Annotated in this window: 24 protein-coding genes and 1 pseudogene; 15 read left to right on the forward strand and 10 right to left on the reverse strand. The window is 67.6% G+C overall.

Annotated features, from left to right (window positions below; genetic code table 11):
• A partial coding sequence (locus tag AC2VOP_RS14810; RefSeq protein WP_486961678.1) for an amidohydrolase family protein occupies positions 1–595 on the reverse strand: 595 nt, incomplete at its 3' end.
• A 151-nt stretch (positions 596–746) separates the two neighbouring features.
• Here AC2VOP_RS14810 and AC2VOP_RS14815 point away from each other — a divergent pair.
• A complete protein-coding gene (locus tag AC2VOP_RS14815) occupies positions 747–1,538 on the forward strand; it encodes an enoyl-CoA hydratase/isomerase family protein (protein WP_486961679.1) in 792 nt (263 codons plus the stop codon).
• A gap of 24 nt (positions 1,539–1,562) precedes the next feature.
• A complete protein-coding gene (gene fadD11, locus AC2VOP_RS14820; protein WP_486961680.1) occupies positions 1,563–3,389 on the forward strand; it encodes a fatty acid--CoA ligase FadD11 in 1,827 nt (608 codons plus the stop codon).
• Positions 3,390–3,425: 36 nt separating this feature from the next.
• Here the strand turns inward: fadD11 and AC2VOP_RS14825 are convergent, their stop codons facing one another.
• Entirely contained in the window at positions 3,426–3,995 is a 570-nt protein-coding gene (locus tag AC2VOP_RS14825) for a maleylpyruvate isomerase family mycothiol-dependent enzyme (protein WP_486961681.1), read from the reverse strand.
• 74 nt (positions 3,996–4,069) lie between these two features.
• Between AC2VOP_RS14825 and AC2VOP_RS14830 the strand changes: the two genes are divergently transcribed.
• Genes AC2VOP_RS14830 through ilvA form a run of 4 tightly spaced genes read left to right on the forward strand, consistent with a single transcriptional unit; the run spans position 4,070 to position 6,553 of the window.
• Positions 4,070–4,360 carry a type II toxin-antitoxin system Phd/YefM family antitoxin gene (locus AC2VOP_RS14830; protein ID WP_486961682.1) on the forward strand — a complete coding sequence of 97 codons (291 nt, stop codon included), beginning with the start codon at positions 4,070–4,072 and terminating at the stop codon, positions 4,358–4,360.
• On the forward strand, positions 4,357–4,752 hold the full coding sequence (locus AC2VOP_RS14835; RefSeq protein ID WP_486961683.1) for a PIN domain-containing protein: 396 nt from the start codon (positions 4,357–4,359) through the stop codon (positions 4,750–4,752). The genes AC2VOP_RS14830 and AC2VOP_RS14835 overlap by 4 nt, the downstream gene beginning before the upstream one ends.
• Positions 4,753–4,797: 45 nt before the next feature.
• A complete protein-coding gene (locus tag AC2VOP_RS14840; RefSeq protein WP_486961684.1) occupies positions 4,798–5,235 on the forward strand; it encodes a nitroreductase family deazaflavin-dependent oxidoreductase in 438 nt (145 codons plus the stop codon).
• A 28-nt stretch (positions 5,236–5,263) separates the two neighbouring features.
• On the forward strand, positions 5,264–6,553 hold the full coding sequence (gene ilvA, locus AC2VOP_RS14845) for a threonine ammonia-lyase IlvA (RefSeq protein WP_486961685.1): 1,290 nt from the start codon (positions 5,264–5,266) through the stop codon (positions 6,551–6,553).
• Here ilvA and AC2VOP_RS14850 read toward each other — a convergent pair.
• The 6 genes from AC2VOP_RS14850 to ripD form a co-directional block, all read right to left on the reverse strand.
• Positions 6,541–6,963 carry a PIN domain-containing protein gene (locus AC2VOP_RS14850; RefSeq protein WP_486961686.1) on the reverse strand — a complete coding sequence of 141 codons (423 nt, stop codon included), beginning with the start codon at positions 6,961–6,963 and terminating at the stop codon, positions 6,541–6,543. The genes ilvA and AC2VOP_RS14850 overlap by 13 nt on opposite strands.
• Entirely contained in the window at positions 6,950–7,189 is a 240-nt protein-coding gene (locus tag AC2VOP_RS14855) for a hypothetical protein (RefSeq protein ID WP_486961687.1), read from the reverse strand. Before AC2VOP_RS14855 ends, AC2VOP_RS14850 begins: the two co-directional genes overlap by 14 nt.
• Positions 7,190–7,273: 84 nt before the next feature.
• On the reverse strand, positions 7,274–7,708 hold the full coding sequence (locus tag AC2VOP_RS14860) for a hypothetical protein (RefSeq protein ID WP_486961688.1): 435 nt from the start codon (positions 7,706–7,708) through the stop codon (positions 7,274–7,276).
• A gap of 41 nt (positions 7,709–7,749) precedes the next feature.
• Complete coding sequence (gene treY, locus AC2VOP_RS14865) at positions 7,750–10,077, reverse strand: malto-oligosyltrehalose synthase (RefSeq protein ID WP_486961689.1); 2,328 nt, start codon at positions 10,075–10,077, stop codon at positions 7,750–7,752.
• Positions 10,074–12,290: an acyltransferase family protein gene (locus AC2VOP_RS14870; RefSeq protein ID WP_486961701.1), complete on the reverse strand. Its 2,217-nt coding sequence runs from the start codon at positions 12,288–12,290 to the stop codon at positions 10,074–10,076. The genes treY and AC2VOP_RS14870 overlap by 4 nt, the downstream gene beginning before the upstream one ends.
• Before the next feature lie 118 nt (positions 12,291–12,408).
• Positions 12,409–13,035: an NlpC/P60 family peptidoglycan-binding protein RipD gene (gene ripD, locus AC2VOP_RS14875; RefSeq protein WP_486961690.1), complete on the reverse strand. Its 627-nt coding sequence runs from the start codon at positions 13,033–13,035 to the stop codon at positions 12,409–12,411.
• Between the two features lie 253 nt (positions 13,036–13,288).
• Here ripD and AC2VOP_RS14880 point away from each other — a divergent pair, with 253 nt between their 5' ends.
• From AC2VOP_RS14880 to AC2VOP_RS14915, 8 genes and pseudogenes are all read left to right on the forward strand, one after another.
• Positions 13,289–14,605, forward strand: coding sequence for an adenosylmethionine--8-amino-7-oxononanoate transaminase (locus tag AC2VOP_RS14880; protein WP_486961691.1), 1,317 nt, complete (start codon positions 13,289–13,291; stop codon positions 14,603–14,605).
• 22 nt (positions 14,606–14,627) lie between these two features.
• Positions 14,628–14,698, forward strand: a pseudogene (locus tag AC2VOP_RS14885) (hypothetical protein); the annotation flags it as partial.
• 16 nt (positions 14,699–14,714) lie between these two features.
• Entirely contained in the window at positions 14,715–15,869 is a 1,155-nt protein-coding gene (locus tag AC2VOP_RS14890) for an 8-amino-7-oxononanoate synthase (protein ID WP_486961692.1), read from the forward strand.
• Complete coding sequence (gene bioD, locus AC2VOP_RS14895; protein ID WP_486961693.1) at positions 15,866–16,552, forward strand: dethiobiotin synthase; 687 nt, start codon at positions 15,866–15,868, stop codon at positions 16,550–16,552. Before AC2VOP_RS14890 ends, bioD begins: the two co-directional genes overlap by 4 nt.
• Complete coding sequence (locus AC2VOP_RS14900; protein ID WP_486961694.1) at positions 16,552–17,073, forward strand: 2'-5' RNA ligase family protein; 522 nt, start codon at positions 16,552–16,554, stop codon at positions 17,071–17,073. Before bioD ends, AC2VOP_RS14900 begins: the two co-directional genes overlap by 1 nt.
• 74 nt (positions 17,074–17,147) lie before the next feature.
• Positions 17,148–18,191 (forward strand): biotin synthase BioB, encoded by a 1,044-nt coding sequence (gene bioB / locus AC2VOP_RS14905; RefSeq protein WP_486961695.1) that lies wholly within the window; start codon positions 17,148–17,150, stop codon positions 18,189–18,191.
• A gap of 19 nt (positions 18,192–18,210) precedes the next feature.
• A complete protein-coding gene (gene bsaP, locus AC2VOP_RS14910; RefSeq protein ID WP_486961696.1) occupies positions 18,211–18,450 on the forward strand; it encodes a biotin synthase auxiliary protein BsaP in 240 nt (79 codons plus the stop codon).
• Entirely contained in the window at positions 18,447–19,088 is a 642-nt protein-coding gene (locus AC2VOP_RS14915) for a DUF2567 domain-containing protein (RefSeq protein ID WP_486961697.1), read from the forward strand. The genes bsaP and AC2VOP_RS14915 overlap by 4 nt, the downstream gene beginning before the upstream one ends.
• Here AC2VOP_RS14915 and AC2VOP_RS14920 read toward each other — a convergent pair.
• Together AC2VOP_RS14920 and AC2VOP_RS14925 are read right to left on the reverse strand one after the other, a co-directional pair.
• Positions 19,069–20,397 carry a lipase family protein gene (locus tag AC2VOP_RS14920; RefSeq protein WP_486961698.1) on the reverse strand — a complete coding sequence of 443 codons (1,329 nt, stop codon included), beginning with the start codon at positions 20,395–20,397 and terminating at the stop codon, positions 19,069–19,071. The two genes, AC2VOP_RS14915 and AC2VOP_RS14920, sit on opposite strands and share 20 nt — an antisense overlap.
• A 14-nt stretch (positions 20,398–20,411) precedes the next feature.
• Positions 20,412–21,131: an NUDIX hydrolase gene (locus AC2VOP_RS14925; protein ID WP_486961699.1), complete on the reverse strand. Its 720-nt coding sequence runs from the start codon at positions 21,129–21,131 to the stop codon at positions 20,412–20,414.
• A 47-nt stretch (positions 21,132–21,178) separates the two neighbouring features.
• Here AC2VOP_RS14925 and nadA point away from each other — a divergent pair.
• Positions 21,179–21,948, forward strand: a 770-nt coding sequence (gene nadA / locus AC2VOP_RS14930) for a quinolinate synthase NadA (protein WP_486961700.1), incomplete at its 3' end; no start/stop codon positions are given.

A 21,948-nucleotide genomic window follows, 5' to 3' on the forward strand; every position in this document is an offset into this window, starting at 1 on the left:
AGCCGCCGGTCGCGGCGAACTTGACCCAGTCGGCGCCGGCCCGGATCTCCTGGCGGACCCGGGTACGGATCTCGTCGCAGCCGTCGGCCGCTGCCAGCTCCAGCGGTCGCACCGTGCCCAGCCTGCCCTGATACTGGTCGGCCAGCAGTCCGCTGAAGTCGCCGTGGCCGCCGCGGGCGGAGATCATATGCGGGGCTACCACCATCCGGGGGCCCGCAACGATGCCGGCGGCCACCGCGTCGCGCAGGTCGATGGTCGGGTAGTCGAGGTCTCCGCAGCCCAAGTCGCGTACGGTGGTGAACCCGTTCATCAGCAACGCCCGCAGCACCGGCAGTGCCTTCAACGCCTTTGCGGTGCCCGAGTCGGCGGCCAGAGCCGGGCCGACCGGCGGAATCACCGTGACGTGGGTGTGGCAGTCGATGAACCCCGGCGTCAGCGTGTGCCCAGGCAGGTCCACCACCCGTGCGCCGGCAGGCGCCTCGATCGTCGTGGCGACCTGCTGAATCCGGTCTCCGACGACAAGCACTTGGCGCGGTGGCGCGTCGTCCGAAGTCCCGTCCCAGACGTTCGCGCCGGTGATCACGGTTGCTGTCATCGCTGCACCATCGCTCAAGGACCTCCCGCCACCTCGCGCTCGCCGACTGTCCGGCGTTCAGATCCACGTTAACGCGCGGAAAAGGTGGAGAAGGGGCTCGGCTGGCTAGGCTGATGTCGACCTCGGCGCGGCAGCGACTACCGTCGCAGAAATGCAAACCAATGACGCGGTCACCGTCGAGGTGGCGGCCGACGGTGCCCGCGGTTCGATCACGCTGAACCGCCCGGAGAAGCTCAACCCGCTGAGCACCCGGACGCTCAACGAACTGAGTGCAGCGGCCCGCTGGTTCGACTCCCGGCCCGAGGTGAAGGTCGTCGTCGTCGGCGGCAAGGGCCGGGCTTTCTCGGCGGGTGCCGACCTGGCAGTGTTCGCCGACGCCGCCGAAGGTGCCCGCACGATGCGGGAGGACGCCGACGCCGGCCGCCGGATGGCCGACGCCCTGGAGGCGATGCGCGCGGTGACGATCGCACGGCTGCACGGCCACTGCGTCGGCGGCGGGTTGGTGCTGGCCGCTGCGTGCGACCTGCGGGTGGCCGCCGACACCACCCGCTTCTCGATACCCGAGGTGGATCTCGGCATCCCGCTGGCGTGGGGCGGAATCCCTCGGCTGGTGCGCGAGATCGGGCCGGCGCTGACCAAGGAGCTGGTGATGACCTGCCGGCCGTTCGGGCCCGACGAGGCGAAGGCGGCAGGCTTCCTCAACCGGGTGGTACCGGCCGCCGACCTCGACGACGAGGTCGAACGGCTGGCCGGCGAGTTACTCACCAAGTCGGCGCTTACCCTTGCTCTGACCAAACGGCACACCAATGCGGTGACCGAAGGGATGGTCGCAACCACGCGGAGCTGGAGCGACGCCGACGTCCTCGTCACGGCACTGCACGATCCCGAATCACGCGACGCCACGGTGGCCTACCTGGCCCGGGTGAGCCGGGTCGGTCGCTGAGCGATCCGGCGGAGGAGCACCGACATGACTGCAGCCGAACGCCCCACCACCGTTTGCGAGGCGTTCCAGCGCACCGCGGAGATCGACCCGGACGCGGTTGCGTTGCGTACGGTGGGCGGCGCGCAGACACTCACCTGGCGTGACTACGCCGCTCAGGTGCGCCAGGTAGCGGCCGGGCTGGCGGGGCTCGGGGTGAAGCACGGTGACACGGTGTCGCTGATGATGGCCAACCGCGTCGAGTTCTATCCGCTGGAAGTCGGCGCCCAACACGTCGGCGCCACCTCGTTCTCGGTGTACAACACCCTGCCCGCCGGGGACTTGACCTACCTTTTCGGCAACGCCGGCACCAAGGTCGTCATCTGCGAAGAACAGTACGTCGACCGAATCCCGGCCAGCGGCGCCGCAATCGAGCACATCGTGTGCGTCGACGGCTCCCCCCAGGGCACCCTGTCCGTCGCAGATCTGCTCGCTGCCGGTGCCGACGACTTCGACTTCGAATCGGCCTGGCGTGCGGTGCAACCCGACGACGTCGTCACCCTCATCTACACGTCGGGCACCACCGGCCCGCCGAAAGGCGTGGAGATGACCCACGCCAACTTAATCTTCGAGGCATACGCGCTGCAGGACGTCCTCGGTATGCATTTCGGCGATCGGACCACCTCCTACCTGCCGTCGGCGCACATCGCCGACCGGGCGATGGCGCTATACAGCCAGGAGATGTTCGGCATTCAGGTCACCGTGGTGCCCGATCATCGTGCGGTCGCCGCTGCGCTTCGCGACACGCGGCCGACCATTTGGGCTGCGGTGCCGCGGGTATGGGAGAAACTCAAGGCAGCTATCGAGTTCGCCGCGGCACACGAGCCGGACGAGGACCTGCGGCAGGCGTCGCAGTGGGCGTTGGCGGTGGGCGCCAAGCGGACCGCCGCGCTGCTGGCTGGCGATCCGGTCCCCGACGATGTGGCGGCCGAGTGGGCAGTCGCCGACAAACTGGTGCTCTCGAAGATACGCGCCAAGGTGGGACTGGATCAGCTGCGGTGGGCGGTGTCGGGTGCGGCGCCGATTCCGAAGGAGATCCTGGGCTTCTTCGCCGGCATCGGTATCCCGATCTGCGAGGTGTGGGGCATGTCGGAGCTGAGTTGTGTTGCCGCGACCGCTCATCCACGCGATGCGCGGCTGGGCACCGTCGGCAAGTTGTTGCCGGGCCTTGAGGGCCGGATCGCCGACGACGGAGAATTTCTGGTTCGCGGCCCGCTGGTGATGCGAGGCTACCGCAGGGAGCCGGGCAAGACCGCCGCGGCGATCGACGCCGACGGCTGGCTGCACACCGGAGACATCCTGGAGCACGATGGTGACGGCTACCTGCGGGTGGTCGACCGCAAAAAGGAGCTGATCATCAACGCGGCGGGCAAGAACATGTCGCCGGCCAACATCGAAAGCGCCATCCTGGGCGCCTGCCCGCTGATCGGTGCGATGGCCACCATCGGTGACGCCCGGCCCTACAACACCGCGCTGATGGTGTTCGACGCCGACTCGGTGGGCCCGCAATCGGCTCAGCGCGGGCTTGCCGACGCGACACCGGCGGCGCTGGCAGCCGACCCGGAGGTGATCGCCGAGATCGCCGCCGGGGTGGCCTGCGGCAACGCCAGACTCTCGCGGGTCGAGCAGATCAAACGTTTCCGGGTGCTGCCCACCTTGTGGGAACCGGGCGGCGACGAGGTGACGCTGACCATGAAGCTCAAACGTTCACCGATCGCCCTCAAGTACTCCGCAGAGATCGATGAGCTCTACGCCGACGAGCCGGGTCCTGCGGTCCATGAGCCCAGACCTGCGAAGCCGACACCATCTGCATGATGGAGAACACCGTTGGGTCCACGGCACCAATGGTTTTCACCAGGATGGATCACGGCCCAGGCGAGCGAGCAACCGCGACTGCGCATCGGCGTCGTCGTCCACCGCGACCGGGGCGGCGAACATCCCAGAGGCGCTCAAGGCATCTGGATCGGCGGGGAGCCGCTCCAAAAACAGCGCGCACCATCCCGGATCCAACCAAGCGTCGGCATCAACCGCTTTGGCCAGGTCCCATGTGTGCACCAGCACGTCCTGGGTCAGGCGGGGTAACAGCTTCGCGATATCGAGCTGCGTTGCCGGGTTCGCTCCCACCGCCGGCACCTTCACGGTCCGTTGGAACAAGTCGGCCTCGGCCAACGTCCGTCGAATCCGGTCGAAAGTCAGCGCCCAGCGTCGTTGCTGGTCATCACGGGGGCGATCCGGTTTCAGCCCGAGCGGTCGCAGCAGGAGAACATCGTGAAAGCCGATGACGTGCTCCACGACGTCGCCGGCGTTCCAGCCGTCGCAGGGCGACGGCCACTCCCACCGGCTGTCGGCGGCGCGGACCGCATCACCGAATCGTCGGCACACCGCGAGGTGAAGATCGACCGCGTGCATATCGCTCATCATGCTCGGCAGGTTTGCGGCCAGAGCTCGAATAAGAGCATGCTACTTATGTAGCATAATTGTGCTACCATGGCGGAATGAAAACGGTAGGTATCCGCGAACTCCGGCAGAACGCGTCGCAGGTTATCGAAGCAGCGGCGAGTGGAGCAACGTTCCAGGTGACAAACCACGGTAGGCAGACCGGTGTGCTGATCGGTAGACAGCAACGCCCACGACGAGAGACAGGTGAGGAACGTGCGGGCGCCAGCCCCGAGCAGGTCATCGATTCGGGGGTGTACGACAGTCCGAAGCCGGCGAAGTACGAAGAGGAAATGCTGCGGCTCGTTCAGGATGGACGCGATCGGTCCGGCCGAGTCTGCGGCCGGTGAAGATCGACTTGGACACGAACCTGCTGATCCAGCGTCCGCAGTGGGAGCTTCTGCCGCCGGGGCGACATGAGTTGTTCGTGTCAGCGATCGCATTCGCGGAGTTCAGCGAAGGTACGGCGCACCCAGATCCAGAGGTTGCTGCTCGGGCAAGGGTGGATCTGGTCCGGCTCCGCGAGGCATACGGCGACGGTCTACCTTTTTCTCAGCGGGAAGCGGACGTCTATCGCGAACTGTGCGACATCATCGCCGCGCCCGGCCGTATCACCGGCGGACGGCGCAGGGTCGACGTCATGATCGCGGCGGTAGCAGTGGCCGACAACGCGGCGTTGGCGACCCGAAACCCGGCAGATTTCACCGGGTTGGAAACGGTGCTGCAGGTGATCGAGCTATGACCCGTGGATCACCAGCGAATCGGGTCACGGACTAGGGTGGCGGGTATGCCACTTTCCGGAGAATACGTACCGAGCACCTTGGGGTGGGCCCGCGAGCAAGCCGAGAAGTACATGGCCTCCGGGGGTGCCGAGGGCACCGAGATGAAGGGCAAGCCGGTCGTCCTGCTGACCACGATCGGGGCCAGGACCGGCAAACTCCGCAAGACCCCGCTGATGCGGGTCGAACACGCCGGCGAGTATGCCATCGTCGCATCGCTGGGTGGTGCTCCCAAGCACCCGGTCTGGTACTACAACGTCAAGAAAAATCCGCGGGTCGAATTGCAGGACGGCACCGTCACCGGGGATTACAACGCCCGCGAGGTCTTCGGTGACGAGAAGGCCATCTGGTGGGAGCGTGCGGTGGCGGCATGGCCGGACTACGCCAACTATCAGGCCAAGACCGAGCGGCAAATACCGGTCTTCGTGCTTACCCCGGTGCGCTGAACCGCCTGGCGGGTGACACCATAAATCGGTGTCCGCCGCATCGAGCCGAAATGCCAGCACGTGGCCGCTGTCGGCGGCCGACATCGACGCGGCGGCCAAGCGGATCGCCGGGGTGGTCGAGGTCACCCCGCTGCAACGAAGCGATCGGCTCTCGGCAGCCACCGGCGCCACGGTCTATCTCAAGCGGGAAGACCTGCAATCGGTGCGGTCCTACAAGCTGCGCGGCGCCTACAACCTGCTGGTGCAGCTGTCCGAGGCGGAGATCGCCGCGGGCGTGGTGTGTTCGTCGGCCGGCAACCACGCGCAGGGCTTTGCCTACGCGTGCCGGTCGTTGGGTATCCACGGCCGCGTCTACGTACCCGCCAAAACGCCCAGGCAAAAGCGAGACCGGATCCGTTACCACGGCGGGGAGTTCATCGAACTGATCGTGGGCGGAGCGACCTACGACCTGGCGGCCGAGGCGGCGTTGGCGGACGTCGCCCGCACTGGGGCAACGCTGGTGCCGCCGTTCGACGATCCTCGGGTGATCGCCGGCCAGGGCACCATCGCCGCCGAAATCTTGACCCAGCTCGACACCGAGCCGGACTTGGTGGTAGTGCCGGTCGGCGGCGGCGGATGCATCGCCGGCATCGCCACTTACCTGGCCGAGCGGACGGAGCACACGTCGGTGCTGGGCGTCGAACCGGCCGGTGCCGCGGCGATGATGGCCGCGCTGGCCGCGGGTGAGCTGGTAACGCTGGAGGATGTCGATCAGTTCGTCGACGGTGCTGCGGTGAAACGGGCTGGGGCGCTGCCCTATGCCACACTGGCCGCTGCCGGCGACACGGTGTCGGTCAGCGCTGTCGACGACGGCGCCGTGTGCACCGCGATGCTCGACCTGTACCAGAACGAGGGCATCATCGCCGAACCGGCCGGTGCGCTGTCGGTCGCCGGCCTGCTGGAAGCCCCGAAGACTCTGGTGGAACCCGGCTCGAACGTGGTGTGCCTGGTCTCCGGTGGCAACAACGACGTGTCCCGCTACGGGGAGGTGCTGGAACGCTCGCTGGTGCACCTGGGCCTCAAGCACTACTTCCTGGTCGACTTTCCGCAGGAGCCCGGCGCGCTGCGCCGCTTCCTCGACGGGGTCCTCGGACCGAACGACGACATCACGCTGTTCGAATACGTCAAACGCAACAACCGGGAGACCGGTGAGGCGCTGGTCGGCATCGAGCTGGGATCAGCGGCCGATCTGGACGGCCTGCTGGCCCGGATGCGGGCTTCGGAGAGCCATGTCGAACCGCTGGAACCGGGTTCACCGGCCTATCGCTATTTGCTGTAGCCGGCCCGGAACGGGTTTTCGATGCGGACGCCGTCGTAGTCTTCGCCGTGGCTGAGATCCTCGGACAGGACAACATCACAACCGAGCGATCGGCTGGCTTCGAGGATAGAGGCGTCCCAGTAGGAGATGCCAAACCGCCGATGTGTGGCAAAAGCGCCCAACATCATCTCCGTGGTCATGGGGGCGACGGGAAACCGCAGGAATGACTCCACCAGTCCCACGCCCTGTTCGTGGGTGAGCGAATCACTGCGGCTCCGGCGGGTCGCCTGGACGTAGAACTCCTGCAGAACCTGCACGGACAGCGTCAGATCCCGGGACGCCAAAATGTCGTTCGCGCGATGCGTCTTGTCGCGCTCTGCGGGATCACGCGAGATCGCATAGAGCAGCACATTGGTGTCAACGAACCGCACGCTGGTGAACTTCGTCTCGGCTCAACCGGTCGCTCGCCCGGAACCTACGAATTTGCCGTTGGATCCGTTGCTGCTTGGCTTCCAGCCGGGTGAACTCTGCCTCGCGCTCGGAGAGCGAATTCAAGAATTCGGCAACCAGGGCGCTGACGGACTTGCCGAGTTCCGCGGCCCGAATGCGGGCCGTGCGGTACACGGCTTCGGGCACGGCGACGGTGATGTTTTTCACAGAATCACATTATCACAGTATCTGTGCGCCAGCCCGGCGCAGACATCATCGTCGCTGGCTCGGTCACCGATCCATCCGTCTGGTTCAGACCGGCTCGACCTGCAGCAGCACTTCGTCGTTGGCCCGGAAAATCGGCTCCAGCGGCACGCCGAATCGATTGGCCATCGCAACCAGCTGTTGCGACCACACCCGGTCGGCCGGCGAGATTGCGCCCCGGCCAGGGCGGGTCAACAGCAGCGCTACGCTGCTACCGGCCGGGGCGGTGTCCCTGAGCAACGTGCGCAGCGCCGACATCAGGTTTTTCAGAACGCGTGACTGTGGTCGGGGCCCGATCTCGAGATGACTCAACACCTTGACGAACCTCCGGTCGGGCCCGATGAAGCCGAACCACAGCTGTCGTTGCCCGAATCCCAGTGGCCCCATCAGCGCCCGCCAGCGCTGGCGCAGATCGGACGCGGAAAACACTGGGTCGTTGGCGGTCTCGATGGGTGGGATAGGCAGCACCTCGTGATCACTCATGCGGCGAATCATCGACGGTTTGCCCCGGCACCGGTAGTCAGTTATCCACAGCCCACACCCGCGCGCTCCAACAGGGTCACCGGCAGTTCAGCGAACAACTCGGCGGCTGGTGTTCGCCCAGACCATCTGCTGCCGGTCAGCCGATCGGCCCATGAGCCGCCGGGCAGCGGGAGCATGGTGTCGCCCCAACCGGTTTCGGCCAGCCGCACCGTCCAACGGGTCACGGCCACCAGCACATCCGCGCCGCGACGGAAAGCCACGACGTGATCGGCGGCGATTCCGGTGGCCAGCATCGGGTGGTACCCATGCCGCAGAAAGGTGTCCGGGCGGGTACGCCGCAGCCGCAGGGCGGCGCTGACGACCCGCATCTTGGGGTGCTGCAGGGACTTCAGTGCCGCCCGCCGGACCGAGTAATCGACCGGCCGCCGGTTGTCCGGATCGGCGAGGTTGTCCTCCCACAGCTCGGTGCCCTGGTAGACGTCCGGCACTCCGGGGATGGTCAGCGCAAGCAGCTTCTGGCCCAGCGCATCGCTTTCCGCGTGCGGGTTGAGCCGCGCTGCCAGCTCGGTCAGCTCATCGGCCGCCGGCCCGTCGAGCACAGCGTCGACCCATCGATGCACCGCGTTCTCGAAGCCGGTGTTCACGTCCTGCCACGAGGTCTGCGCCCCCGCGTCCCGGATAGCCTTCTCTGCGTAGGCGTGCAGCCGGCCGCGTAGTGAATTGGTGATTGCCCCGTCGACCGGCCATACTCCGAAAATGTTCTGCCACAAGAACAATCCGGTCGCCGTATCGGGGGGGTGGGCTGAATCAGCCCACCGCGCGACGGACTGTGCCCACAACTCCGGCACCTGCGAGAGCACACCGATGCGGGCCCGCACGTCTTCACCGCGCTTGGTGTCGTGGGTGGACAGCGTCGTCATCGCGCGCGGCCACAACTTGGCTCGGATGACAGCCCGAGCGTGAAATTCCGCTGCGCCCACCCCGAATCGTCTTGGGTCACCCCCCAACTCGTTTAGCGACACCAACCGGGAATCCCGGTAGAACAGGGCTTCTTCGACCGCGGTCGCGGTCACCGCAACACACAGCTGCTGCAGCCGCGTCGCCGACTCGCCGCCGCCGCTTATCGCCGCGCTGATCAGCTGCAGTGCAGATCCCAGCTCAGGTGCGGCGGCCTCGGTTTCGGCCAGCGCGGCCGGCATCACCGCGGCCAGCCCGCGGTAGTCGCAGCGGTACACGCCGATGTGGCCGAGCAGGGCCGCCAGCGCTTCCTCGAGCTGCGGGTGGTCGACGCCGGCGGCCGTGACGATGCATCGCCGCAGGCGGTCTAGCTCACTGCGCAGCGGGCCGGTTGCGGCACTGACTTTGAGGCCATGCAGCAGCGCGGCTCCAACGTCCTGGTGAGCACGGCCGGCACCTCCGGATTCGGCGAGCGCGGTAAGAACGGCCGCTCCGGCCGGATCGAGGAAAAGACCGCCGATCTCCCGCAGCACGTCGTAACCGGTGGTTCCGTCCACCGGCAGCGAGGGCTCCAAAGTCTCGTCTGCGGCCAGAGTCTTCTCGATGACAATCCAAGCCGGCGATCCGACCACCTCGCGCAGTCGGGCTAGATACCCTGGCGGGTCGGCCAGGCCGTCGAAGTGGTCGATGCGCACGCCGTCGACCAACCCCTCGGTAAACCAGCGGCCGACTTCGACATGGGTTGCATCGAAAACCTCGCGGTCCTCCTGGCGTAGTGCAGCCAACGAACTGACCGACAGGAAACGGCGATAACCGCACAGCCTGCTGCGCCAATCGACCAGCCGATAGTGCTGACGATCATGCACCTGCCTACCGGTGCCAGCGCCGGTACCGGCTGTGATCGGTAGCACCATGCCGCCTAACCGCAGCAGGTCACCATCAACCGTGAGGTTCGCAACCTCACCGTTGGAATCCAGAAGCGGCAACACGATCCGGCCACCGCCGAGATCCCAGTCGATGTCGAAGAACCGTGCGTAGCGCGACGAGCGGCCATGTGTCAGCACGTCCCACCACCATGAGTTCTGTTCGGGCCTTCCGACCCCGACGTGGTTGGGTACGATGTCGACCACCAAGCCCATGCCACGGACCCGGGCCGCCGCGGATAACCGGGCCAGGCCCTCGGCGCCGCCGAGTTCCGCTGACACGGTGGTCGGATCGGTGACGTCGTAGCCGTGCGTCGACCCGCGCACCGCGGTCGCGATCGGTGACAGGTGCACATGCGACACCCCGAGTTGATCCAGGTAGTCCAGCAGATTCTCCACGTCGGAGAAGGTGAACCCGCACCCTTTACCTGGGCCCCGGAGCTGTACGCGGTACGTGGATAAAACCGGGCCAGGCGAGGGCGATCTCACCACCAACCGGTGGCTGCACCCAGCTGCCGGCTGAGCTCGCCGGTCATGGTGCGCATGTAGGTGGCTGACAAATGATGAGAGTCATGGTAGATCAGCACATTTCCCTCCACCGCGCGGCAGATTTCGGTGCCGCAGAGCGCATCGGACATATCCAACGGCTTGAGCAGCGGGAACTGTTCCCGGAAGTCGAGGGTGGGGTTGTGATCGGCGAGGACGTCGGCCCGTTTGACGCCGCACGACGTCGCGTCGCCGCCCGAGGCTAAGCAGTCGGCGGGCTCGAATGGGCTGCCTTCGCGGACTAGCCATGGTGTGTCCCGCATGGCGAGGATGGCAATGTTGTTCTCCGACAATCTCTGCCAGATGCCTAGATAGCTTGCCGGCATCACGTCGCCGGGTTTGATGTTCCACGGCCGGGTGGATGTGGTGAACACAAAGTCCGGGTGGTCGGCGATCAGTGTGTCCATCGTCTTCTGCACCCAGGCATGGCATTGCGGGTACGGGGCGTTGTTGCCCATGATCAGCGGGATTTCCTCGGTGGACAGTGCGCAGCCCATTTTCAGATACGTCACTACCTTGAAATGGTGTGTGCGGCCGAGCAGATCCAGCGCCGTCAGCCAGTGCTCGGCGTGCGACCCGCCGGCCAGTGCAACGGTGCGGGCGGAGCCCGTCTCGCTGGTGTCGCCGTAGTCGCACTTGATCAGTGCCGGGTTGGAGAAGTCGCTGATGCAGCCGTCATTGGTGGAGGAGGGGACATCCTTCTTGGCTTCCAGCACGGTGGGGCGCATCGCCAGCTTGGGCACCCGCACATGTTTGGTCAGGGCGCGGGCACCTGGGTAGTCATGTGTGCTGAGCCCGGACAGCTCCTTGCCGCTTGCGCGCTGCACTGTGACGTGCTCGCGCCACGTGAACGAGGTCGCGGTCAGCGCCACTCCCAGCAGCGCCACCGCCGTCCCGAGCGCGAACGTGGTGCGCCGCCAGCGGCCGGCTGATGGGGTCCGCCAGGGAATGGTCAAGGCCGGCGTTGGCCCGGCGCCGGCCGGCGCCCGGTAGCGCAGCGGGTTCTCGACAAGTCGGGTGGTCAGGTAGGCAAGCACGCCGGAGACCATCAGGATTGCTGTTCCCTCTGCGAACGTGGCATGTCGGTGGCCGGTGTAGGACAGGTAGAAGATAAGCAGCGGCCAGTGCCACAGATAGAGCGAGTAGGCCATCGCGCCGAGGGCCACCAGCGGCGCAATCGCCATCAGTCGGTTCGGCCACGGCAGCGTCTTAGCCGTGCTGGGGTGGGCATGCCGGTTGGCTCCGGCCAGGATGAACAACATCGTGGCGCCGATCGGCACCATAGCCCACGGGCCAGGGAATTCCTTGACGCCCTCGATCAACGCCCCACAGCCCAAGATCGTCGACAGTGCTGCAGCGGCGACCGTGCTCCGCAGCCACAGCGGCCAGCGGATGTAGGGCACGCACGCTCCGACGAGCGCCCCGATCAGCAGCTCCCAGGCCCGGGCGAAGCTGTTGTAATACGCGAGCGCCTGATTGTCCCGATGCGCGATGACCGCGTAGATAAACGACGCCACCGTCAACACGCTCAGCAGCACCACAAACGCCGTCCGCAACCGCGTGCCGAGCCGACGTCGAAACAGATAGGCGAATCCGAAGATCAGCGCCAGAAACGTGATGTAGAACTGGCCCTGCACCGACATCGACCAGATGTGCTGCAGCGGGCTGACCGCCTCACCGGCCCGCAGGTAGTCGGCCGCCGTATGCGACAGTTCCCAGTTCTGGTAATAACCCAGACTTGCCAGGCTCTGGTCGGCGAAGGTCTCCCAACGGGTCTGCGGTTGGATCAGGATGGTCAGCACCGCAGCCGCGGCCAGCACCACCACCAGGGCGGGGAGCAGTCGGCGCACCAGCCGGATCACGTCGGGCAGCGGCGACAGCGATGACGCCGGGTTCAGTGCGGCACGCAGCAGCTTGCCGCCGAAGAAGAAGCCGGACAGCGCTAGGAAGACGTCCACGCCGCCGGAGACTCGACCGAACCAGACGTGGTACATGGCGACCAGTGCGATGGCGATACCTCGCAGGCCGTCGAGGTCGTGCCGGTAGAAACCCGCTTTGCGGATACCCACGGCGACTTCCCCGGTCCCCACCGTGGTCGCGTGCACAGGCTCCGGAGCGGTCGCTGAGGCCGGCCGGGCCGGGGACAACAGGGCAATCATGATTGCCCGATAATCTACCGAATCCGCCCGTCGTCTCAGCACTCCTGGCGGAGTTTGCGCGACCGGTGTCGTGGCGATCGCGCCGTTGGCGGGCAAGCCGCCGGCATTGCGCTGATTAGGAGTCGATGATGCGGGTCAGGTACGGCGTCATGTTGCTGGTGCGCGCCGGCGTGACGACGACGGCGGGGTCGGTGCCCTCGATCATCTGCCCGTTTCCGAGAAACAGTGCGACGCTTTGGCTGCCGCCCGGGCCGTAGCAGATCAGGTCGCCGCGGCGGGCCTGCGCCGGCGGAACTTTGCGACCGACGCTGCATTGCTGGCCCGAGGTGCGCGGCATCTTGATCCCGGCGGCTGCGAACGCGTACTGAATCAGACCCGAGGAGTCGAATCCGACGGTGCCGTTGGCGGGCTCACCCGCAACTGTGCCCGTTGTGCCCGGCGTCGGGGTAAGTGTGGTGTTCGGGATGGCGTTCGTGCCCGGGGTGCGGGTGATGCCCGCGGGAGCGTTAGCCGGCGGGTTGTCGTTGTCCGGCCGGATTCCGTTGGTGGGCCCGAACGCATTGCCGCCGCCATAGACGTACGGCATCCCTTGCTGGGCGAGGGCGCGCTGGATCACGTAGTCGATCGGCTGGGCGTGGCCGGCCGGCCACGTGTGCGGGTCCGCGGCGGCAAGACCAGGGTTGACCATCACCGGTGCCAGCGACAACGCCAAGCCGGTCGCGATGGTGTGGATGCGTTTCATCGGTATTCCCCTCTCGGCCGTCGTATTTCACAACAGCCACTCCAGTAACATCTGTCACAGAGGTTATCCGGTGTTCCGGCTGCCGGCCAGCCGACGGGAACGATCTTCGCCGTCCTGTGACCGGACCGTGATCGCCGGGCGTGTGACCGGCTGACGAGCATGCACGAACTCGCACGGCGCGGCCCTCGCGCATGCGATTTCGCGCATGCTCGCCGGGAAGGGGACTCGCAGCGTGGTATTACCCTCAACGTCCATGCCCCGGTTGACTCCCGAGCAGATCAGCGCGATCGACGCCGCGCATCTGTGGCACCCGTACAGCACGATCGACGGGCGGGGTCCGGCTCCGGTGGTGGCGGTCGGCGCCCGCGGCGCATGGCTGACGGTGATCGTCGACGGAGCGCCGGTCCGGGTGCTCGATGCGATGAGCTCCTGGTGGACCGCGATCCACGGACACGGTCACCCGGTGCTCGATGCGGCACTGACCGCACAGCTGGGCGTGATGAACCACGTCATGTTCGGCGGCCTGACCCACGAGCCCGCTGCGCGGCTGGCGCAGCTGCTGGTGCGGATCACGCCCGACGGTCTAGACACCGTCTTCTTCAGTGACTCCGGTTCGGTGGCGGTGGAGGTCGCGGTGAAGATGGCGCTGCAGTACTGGCGCGGACACGGCCGGCCGGAGAAACGACGGCTGATGACCTGGCGCGGCGGCTACCACGGCGACACCTTCGCCGCGATGAGCGTCTGCGACCCGGACGCCGGCATGCATGCGCTGTGGGGCTCCGGCGAAGATTCCGTCCTTCCCGCTCAGGTGTTCGCCCCGCAGGTGCCCAGTGACTACGACCCGGCCTACAGCGCCGCGTTCGAAGCCCAGCTGGCCGATCATGCCGGCCAGCTCGCGGCGGTGATCGTCGAGCCCGTCGTGCAGGGTGCCGGCGGGATGCACTTCCATGACCCGCGCTACCTGCGTGACCTGCGCGATATCAGCCGCCGTCATGAGGTACTGCTGATTTTCGACGAGATCGCTACCGGTTTCGGTCGCACGGGTGAGTTGTTCGCTGCTGAGCATGCCGGCGTCAGCCCGGACATCATGTGCGTCGGCAAGGCGCTGACCGGTGGTTACCTGGGTCTGGCTGCCACTCTGTGTGGTATCGAGACCGCACACGCCATCGGAGCGGGCCAGGCCGGCGCGCTGATGCACGGGCCCACTTTCATGGCTAATCCGCTGGCCTGTGCGGTGTCGGTGGCCAGCGTCGAGCTACTGCTCAGTCAGGACTGGCGCTCGACGGTCGCCGGGATAGGCACCGGGCTGGCCGCCGGGCTGGAGCCGGCGCGGTCGCTGCCGGCAGTGACCGATGTGCGGGTGTGCGGCGCGATCGGCGTCATCGAGTGCGACCGGCCGGTCGATCTGGCTGTCGCCACGCCGGCGGCGTTGAACCACGGTGTCTGGTTGCGGCCATTCCGCAACCTGATCTACGCGATGCCGCCGTTCGTCTGCTCGCCCACCGAGATCGCCCAGATCAGCTCGGCAATGGTGGGGGTCGCTGAGCTCACCGACTCTCGTAGGCTTTAGCAGATGACCCGCGCCGGCGACGATGCAGAGCGCAGCGATGCTGAGGAGCGGCGCAGATGACCCGCGCCGGCGACGATGCAGAGCGCAGCGATGCTGAGGAGCGGCGCAGATGACCCCTGCTGAGACCGAGGCCAGCCCGTTGGCCTGGCTGGCGGAGGTGGAACGACAGCGGCGTGCGGCCGGGCTGCGGCGCTCGCTGCGGCCGCGGCCAGCGGGCACCACCGAGCTCGATCTGGCCTCCAACGACTACCTGGGGCTGGCCCGGCACCCGGCGGTCATCGACGGCGCCGTGCGGGCGCTGCGCACGTGGGGCGCCGGCGCCACCGGCTCACGGCTGGTCACCGGCGACACCGAGCTGCATCGGCAACTCGAAACGGCGCTGGCCGACTTCGTCGGTGTAGCAGCGGGACTGGTCTTCTCCTCCGGATACACCGCCAACCTGGGCGCGGTCGTCGGTTTGTCGGGGCCAGGATCACTGTTGGTGTCGGATGCCCGTTCGCATGCGTCGCTGGTCGATGCCTGCCGGCTGTCGCGGGCTCGGGTGGTCGTGGTGCCGCATCGCGACGTCGGCGCCGTCGACGCGGCGCTGGCCTCGCGCCACGAGGAGCGAGCTGTCGTTGTCACCGACTCGGTGTTCTCCGCCGACGGTGCATTGGCTCCGTTGCTGCGGTTGCACGAGGTGTGTCAGCGGCACGGCGCGCTCCTCGTCACCGACGAGGCGCACGGCCTCGGGGTGTGCGGCGCCGGCGGGCGGGGGCTGGCCCACCAGGCCGGTCTGGCAGGTGCACCCGACGTGGTGATCACTGCGACGCTGTCCAAGGCGCTGGGCAGTCAGGGCGGCGTCGTCCTCGGGTCGACGGCCGTGCGGGATCACTTGATCGACGTCGCTCGGCCGTTCATCTTCGACACCGGGCTGGCGCCGGCGGCGGCCGGAGCGGCGCTGGCTGCACTGGGTGTGCTCGTCGCCGAGCCCTGGCGGCCCGATGCGGTGCAGGCCCACTCCGCCACGCTGGCAGAGATCTGCGCAGTGCCAGAGCGGCCGCAGTCGGCGGTGGTGTCGGTGATCTTGGGCGATCCGCAGGCGGCGTTGGCAGCGGCCACCGCATGCCTGGACGCCGGAGTGCGGGTCGGCTGCTTTCGGCCACCTACGGTGCCAGAGGGAACCTCGCGGCTGCGGGTGACCGCCCGGGCATCGCTGACCGCCGATGACTTCGACGTGGCGCGTCGGGCGCTGACGCGGGTGCTGGCGGCCGTGCGCCCGTGACAGTTCTGATCGTCACCGGCACCGACACCGGCGTCGGCAAGACCGTGGTGACCGCGGCGCTGGCCTCCTGTGCGAGGCAGGCCGGCCTGGATGTGGCAGTCGGCAAACCGGTGCAGACCGGCACTCTCGTCGGCGACGACGATCTGGCCGAGATAAGCCGGCTGGCCGGGCTGACCGGATCCGTCGAACTGGCCGGACTGGCGCGGTATCCGCTTCCACTGGCACCGGTGGCGGCCGCAGAACACGCTGGCACGGCGCTGCCGTCCCGCGCCCAGCTGGTGGACTTCGTCACCGCTCTGGCTGCGCCGGGCCGGTTGACACTGGTCGAGGGGGCCGGCGGGTTGCTGGTGGAACTCGCCGATGGCGTAACACTGCGTGACCTCGCCACGGATCTGCAGGTGTCGGTGCTGGTGGTGGTCGGGGCCGAGTTGGGCACGCTCAACCACACCGCGCTGACGCTGGAAGCACTGGCCACCCGACGGGTGCCCTGTGCCGGGTTGGTCATCGGCAGCTGGCCGGACCGGCCCGGCGCGGTGCACACCGGTAACCGCACTGCCTTGGCCCGGTTGGCGCCAGTACGTGCGACACTGCCTGCCGACGCTGGCACCCTCGACGCCGCGGGGTTCGCCGCCGTCAGCGCCCGAGCCTTCGACCACGACTGGGTCAGGTCACTGGCCGGCTGATGGTGCACACGATCGAGCTGGTCTTCGACCGCGACACCGAAGCCGCGGTTCGGCACCTCTGGCATGACCTTGCCGCCGCCGGCATACCGAGCCAGGCGCCGGCTTCCCGGCCGCACGTGACGCTGGTGGTCGCCGAGGCGATCGCAGCGGACGTCGACGCGTTGCTGGTCCCGCTGAGCCAGCGGATGCCGATACCCTGTGTCGTGGGTGCGCCGGTGTTTTTCGGCAGGGCCGGCAAGGCCAATGCCGTGCTGGCACGGCTGGTGGTGCCGACGCCCGAGCTGCTGGCCCTGCATGCCGAGACGCATCGACGGTGCCGCCCGCATCTGGTGTCCGGGCCGGCGCCCAACAGTGAGCCCGGCCAGTGGACCGCGCACGTCACGCTCGCGCGCCGAGTCCGTGGCGGGCAACTCGGGCGGGCGCTGCGCGTCGCCAGCCGGCCGGCGCAACTCCACGGCGCCTTCGCCGGTCTGCGTCGGTGGGACGGCAACAAGCGAGTCGAGCATGCGATCAGCGGCTGAGTCGGTTGCCGCGCCCACCCCCGCTACCATGACGTGAACAGCATTCAGGTTGTTGACAAGCGAGGGAGCATCGGGTGACCAAAACCGCCGATTCCAGCACACGATCCAGCGTCGGTGCCGCAGACGCCGACATCCTGGCCGTGGCCCGCGAGCAGGTGCTGGAGCGCGGCCGGGGACTTGACAAAGATCAGGTGCTGGCGGTGCTGCAGCTGCCCGACGATCGGCTTGAGGAGTTGCTGGGGCTGGCCCACAAGGTGCGGATGCGCTGGTGCGGCCCGGAGGTCGACGTCGAAGGCATCATCAGCCTGAAAACCGGTGGCTGCACTGAGGATTGCAACTTCTGCTCGCAGTCCGCGTGGTTCGAATCACCGGTGCGCAGCGCCTCGCTGGACATCCCCAGCCTGGTGGCGGCTGCCAAACAGACGGCCGAGGCGGGTGCCAGCCAGTTCTGCATCGTCGCCGCGGTGCGTGGCCCCGACGAGAAGCTGCTCAAGCAGGTGGCGGCAGGGATCGAGGCGATCCGCAAGGAAGTCGACATCCATATCGCCGCTTCACTTGGGCTGTTGACCGCTCGTTCCGCCAGGCGGCTAGCCGAGATGGGTGTGCACCGCTACAACCACAACCTGGAGACCGCCCGCTCGTTCTTCCCCGACGTGGTGACCACGCACACCTGGGAGGACCGCCGGGAGACGCTGAACCTGGTGCGCGAGAACGGGATGGAGGTGTGCTGCGGCGGGCTTCTGGGCATGGGTGAAACCGTGGAGCAACGCGCGGAATTCGCCGCCGAACTGGCCGAACTCGCACCGGATGACGTGCCGCTGAACTTCTTGATCCCGCAGCCGGGTACACCGCTGGAGAACGCCGAGGTCATGTCGGCAGCCGAGGCACTCAAGGTGGTGGGGGCCTTCCGGCTGGCGCTGCCGCACGCCATCCTGCGGTTCGCTGGTGGCCGCGAGATTACCCTCGGCGACTTGGGTGCCAAACGTGGCCTGCTGGGCGGCATCAACGCCCTGATCGTCGGTAACTACCTCACCACGCTCGGCCGCTCTATCGACGACGACCTGGAGATGCTCGAAGAACTGCAGATGCCGGTCAAGGCACTCAACGCCAGCCTGTAGGACCGCAACCAAGCACCTGATGGCCACCGAACTGCCCGCCCCCGTTGGTGCCGGCGTCTTCAATGTCTACACCGGCGCCCCGGCGGGCACGGCAGGCGCGGTGGTGCCGACGATAGCGCGGCTGGGGATCCAGCCCCCGCGGTTCTGCGCCGCATGTGGCCGCCGGATGGTGGTGCAGGTCCGGCCGAACGGCTGGATGGCCAGATGCTCCCGGCACGGAACGGTGGACTCGGCGGAGCTGAGGAGCGGGCGCCGATGACCCCGGCTGTGGGCACCGCCGCACCGTGTACTCGGCGCGTGGCAGCTATCGGCATGGTGGCGGGGGGAGCGGTCGTTGCGGGGGCGGCGGCCGGGGCGCTCTGGGCCTGGATCGCGCCGCCAGTCCACGGCGTGGTGGCGCTCACCCGCGCCGGCGAGCGGGTGCAAACCTACCTCGGCGACGAGGCGGATCACTTTTTCGTCGCGCCGTTTATGGTGCTGGGCCTGCTGGGTGTGCTGGGGGTGATGGCGGCCGCGCTGGCGTGGCAGTGGCGGGCCCACCGCGGCCCAGGGATGGTGGCGGGGCTGTCGGTTGGTCTGGTCGCGGCCGCCGCGCTGGCCGCCCTGGTCGGCGGTGAATTGGTGCACCACCGCTACGGCGTGGTGAACGTCGACGCCGCACCGGTGACACCCGATCACCGGGTGTACTACTTCGCCGAGGCTCCGCCGGTGTTCTTCGGGCACACGCCGTGGCAGGTCGCGGCCACCCTGCTGACGGCCGCCGCCGCAGCGGCGCTGACTTACGCGCTGTGCGCGGTCTGGACGGCTCGCGACGACCTGGGCGCCTACCCGGCCTTCGAACCGGCGATCGCGTCGCCGGGGCCCGCGGCTGTCGACGTCACAGCGGACGACCGCTGATGACTCTGGCGGCTATCAGGCCCAGTCGGACCAGACCGATGTAGGTCGTCGGATTCAGTAGTGCCGGCCATTCGCCACCGGTCCGAGCGGCTGACGGTCCGTTGGCGAACCGGTCAGCCAGCCACCCCAGGACCATCGGGGTTGATATGGGGTGCAGCAGCACATGCTCGCTGAACGTGTCGCGGTGGTAGGTGATCGTCGCCCCGCCGCTCGCGTAGGCGTCGGCCAGGTCGTCGATGTCCTCGACGGAGATCACCTGATCGTGCACGGCCTGAACGATCAGCACCGGCGGTGTCGGCACCTTGGTGCCGAGTTTGATATCGGCGAAAACATTTTGCACAACAGGCAATTCCAGGATCTGATCGAGAGGATTGTCGATGTAGGAATCCAGGTCCCGGTGGCGCAGTCTCCACACCGCACCCGCGGTGGTCATCGACGTCAGCGACCGCAGCAGGGCCCGTCCCTCGTCGGTGACGTGCGCTTCGATCACCCGGTCCAGTTCCGGGTAGACGTTCGCCAGCGCCGCGATCATCATGGCCGGGAGCCCGGACCAGACCGAGCCGTTCAGCCGGCGGAGGGTGTGCCCGGGGTCGCCGACCGGTGACCCCAGCACCGCACCGGCGATGTTGAGTTCGGGGGCGTAGTCGGCGCTGACCTCGGCCGCCCAGCCGGTGGCCAGCCCGCCGCCGGAGTAGCCCCACAAGCCCACCGGAGCATCGCCGGACAGTTCCAGTCGGTCGGTGCGCAACGCGGCGCGCACCCCGTCGAGCACGCGGTAACCGGGCTCACGTGGTGCTCCCCAATTACCGTTCGGGCCTTCATGATCGGGTACGGACACTGCCCAGCCCCGCGCCAGGGCGGCGGCGACCATCACGAACTCCAGCTGGGAAAATGAGCCGGCAGCCCGGGCTCGCCGGCGTAACGCGTACGACGGGAAGCAGCGGCCGGCGACCGCGTCGATGGCGCACTGGTACGACACGATCGGGCACAGCCGTGTGCGGTCGCGGTTGGTGGGCACCAGCACCGTCGTCACCGTCGTTTCGGGCGTGCCGTTGCGGGCGCAGGTCCGGTAGAGCAGTTGGGTAGCGCGGATCTGCTGCGGAATCAGGCCCAGGAATGCCAGCTCGACGTCTCGGGAGCGCAGCACAGTGCCCGCCACCGCATGCTGAAAGCCCGCGGGTGGCTGGTAGAACGGGTCATCGGCAGGTTCCAGCGGTCGGCTGCCGCGTTGCAGTTCCTGGTGCGGTGCCCGTCCAATCCAGCCGACCCATTCGGCGCCCGGTTGCCGGGCGAGGTTATCGAAGTCCACCCGGGCATTCTGTCTTAAGACACGGTTAAGAATCCAGTCGACGCCCCGGGCGGGCGCAACGCCGCGAATTCATCGGTGACCCGCAACTGCGAATCGGTGAACCGGTACAGTGCCGCCGGTCGGCCCCCGCTGCGCCCAGAGCGTGCGGTGGTGCCGGTGGGCATGATCACCCCGCGGCGGGCCAGTACCCGTTGCAGGTTGGTGGCGTCGACCTGGTATCCGAGCGCGGCACCGTAGATGGCGCGTAGCGTAGACAGTGCGAACTCCGTTGGCGCCAAGGCGAATCCGATGTTCGTATAGGACATCTTGGCAACCAGCCGGGCTCGGGCGTGACTGACCATCGGCCCGTGGTCGAAGGCCATCGGCGGCAGCGCATCCACCGAATGCCATCGGGTGTCGGGCGGCAGCTCGGGGGTGGCAGGGGAGGGAACCAGCCCGAGGAACGTCGACGCGACGGTGCGCGTCGTGGGCACCCGCGCGGGATCGGAGAAAACGGCCAGCTGTTCGAGGTGGGCAATCTGACGCAGGTCGACTTTCTCGGCCAGTTGGCGACGTGCGGAGGTCATCAGATCCTCGTCGTCGCCCAACCCGCCTCCCGGCAGCGACCACCTGCCGAACTGGGGCTCCCGCGCCCGCTGCCACAGCAGCACGTTGAGCCTGGGCGACCGCGAACCTAGGTCGCCGACCTGGAAGACCACGCCGAGCACTTCGTGCGCGGTGCTACTATGGGCCATGTTTTCGATCATAAGTCGAAAACCTGGTCCGGCGAAAGGAATCGTCCATGACCGTCCTGAACGACACTGGCACGGTAGCCGCGGACGTGAATGCGGTGCCTTCCTTAGCCGCCCGGATCGTCACGACGCCTGCCGGCTACAGCGGGGTGGACGCCGACGAGGAATGGGTGGCCGCGATCGGCCAGCTCAAGGAGCAGCGCAACGCGATCATCCTGGCCCACAACTATCAGCTGCCGCCGATTCAGGACATCGCCGACTACGTCGGTGACTCGCTGGGCTTGGCCCGGATCGCCGCACAGGCGCCCGAGGACACCATCGTGTTCTGCGGGGTGCACTTCATGGCCGAGACCGCCAAGATCCTGTCACCGGACAAGACTGTGCTGATCCCCGACGCCAAGGCGGGCTGCTCGCTGGCCGAGTCGATCACCGCGGAGGATCTGCAGGCGTGGCGCGACGAACACCCCGATGCCGTCGTGGTGTCCTACGTCAACACCACAGCGGAGGTCAAGGCACTCACCGACTTCTGCTGCACGTCGTCGAACGCGGTCGACGTGGTCAACTCGATCGATCCCGACCGCGAGGTGCTGTTCCTGCCCGACCAGTTCCTCGGCCAACATGTCCAGCGGGTCACCGGGCGCAAGAACATGCAGATCTGGGCCGGGGAATGCCACGTGCACGCGGCGATCAACGGCAACGAACTCCAGGAGAAGTCCCGCAGCTATCCCGACGCCGAGCTGTTCGTGCACCCGGAGTGCGGCTGCGCCACCTCGGCGCTGTATCTGGTCGGGGAGGGCCACTTCCCGGAGGAGCGGGTGAA

The organism is Mycobacterium sp. TH-M106 (assembly GCF_057473765.1).